The organism is Mycobacterium sp. NPDC004974 (assembly GCF_053600815.1).
This window is the reverse complement of record NZ_JBSGAQ010000031.1, coordinates 1-1641: the sequence shown is the minus strand read 5'-3', so window position 1 is coordinate 1641 and position 1641 is coordinate 1. Positions and strand designations below refer to the sequence as shown.

Here is a 1641-nt window from a genome sequence, read left to right as displayed (position 1 = left end):
CAAGGCGTTGAGTCCGGGGATACCACCACCACCGCCACCTCCGGTGGGCATGCCGCCACCACCGAAGCTGGGCATCCCCATCCCGCCCATCATCCCGCGGCCGCCACCACCCATCGCCGCGGACGCCCGGTAGGCCTGGGCCACCTGACGCAACCGCGCGGCCAACAACTTGTTCTGGGCCTTGGTGGTATCGATCTGCTGCTGCATCGCGGCCAGCCGCTCATCCATCGTCGACACCATCAACCGCGAACCCGCCGGCGTCCCGGTCGCCGGCGCGATCGCCGCGGCCTGAGACCGCGCAGAATCCCGCACCCCCGACGCGCCACCACGACCCTGCTCACCGGCACTACGACCATCAGCGGCGGCGGTGTTGGTGTCAGCATCCAACCCCGACACACCCGTCCAACCCTGCCGATAACTGCCGGCCGCACCCTCCACACCGGTCTGCAACCGACCACCAGGCGGCGCCCCCGGCACCGCCGGCCCACCACCATCAACCCGACCCGAACCCCCACCGAACTCCGGAAACAACCCCACCCCAGCAGACAACACACGATCGACCTGCGCCACATACGCACCAACCGACCCGGTCACGGGTAACCACCTCCCGTCGACGCCACATGCACATGGTCGAAGTGGTTGGCAGTCATACCACCGCGGTCACCCATGAGCTTCGGGCCGCTACCGCTGTCGATCTGCTGCCGCCAGATCGTGTGATCGACACCGAGGGATTCCCGGTTGGTCTGCAGGAACTCGACGACCCTGTTACCCAAGGCGATACCGGCCGGGCTGGTGGGATTCGGGATCATGATGTCCAGCGCCAACCCGTCCGGATGCCAGTGCAACGAGTCCTGGCGGTAGCCGCCGATCTTCTGGATCTCTGGAAACGCCGCCGACACAGCCCGATTGATACGGATCGTGTTGCGCTGCAGCCGGTCCTCCGAAGCTTTCCCTGGCGGCAACGGCCCGTCGGCCAGCGCCCGGCCGGAGGCGATCGACGACACCGACCGCGTAGCAGAACCGTTACGACCACCGAGTGCGGACAGGGAGCTCAGTGCGTTGAGTCCGGGGATACCACCACCACCGCCACCTCCGGTGGGCATGCCGCCACCACCGAAGCTGGGCATCCCCATCCCGCCCATCATCCCGCGGCCGCCACCACCCATCGCCGCGGACGCCCGGTAGGCCTGGGCCACCTGACGCAACCGCGCGGCCAACAACTTGTTCTGGGCCTTGGTGGTATCGATCTGCTGCTGCATCGCGGCCAGCCGCTCATCCATCGTCGACACCATCAACCGCGAACCCGCCGGCGTCCCGGTCGCCGGCGCGATCGCCGCGGCCTGAGACCGCGCAGAATCCCGCACCCCCGACGCGCCACCACGACCCTGCTCACCGGCACTACGACCATCAGCGGCGGCGGTGTTGGTGTCAGCATCCAACCCCGACACACCCGTCCAACCCTGCCGATAACTGCCGGCCGCACCCTCCACACCGGTCTGCAACCGACCACCAGGCGGCGCCCCCGGCACCGCCGGCCCACCACCATCAACCCGACCCGAACCCCCACCGAACTCCGGAAACAACCCCACCCCAGCAGACAACACACGATCGACCTGCGCCACATACGCACCAACCGACCCG

1 protein-coding gene and 1 pseudogene are annotated in these 1641 nt (G+C 68.3%); both read right to left on the bottom strand.

Annotation, left to right across the window (positions count from 1 at the left end):
• A pseudogene (locus tag ACWEFV_RS32330) lies at positions 1-594 on the bottom strand (NlpC/P60 family protein); the annotation flags it as partial.
• Positions 591-1641 (bottom strand): hypothetical protein (locus ACWEFV_RS32325; protein WP_450073115.1); only part of this gene is annotated, 1051 nt, incomplete at its 5' end. The pseudogene ACWEFV_RS32330 and the gene ACWEFV_RS32325, both read right to left, overlap by 4 nt.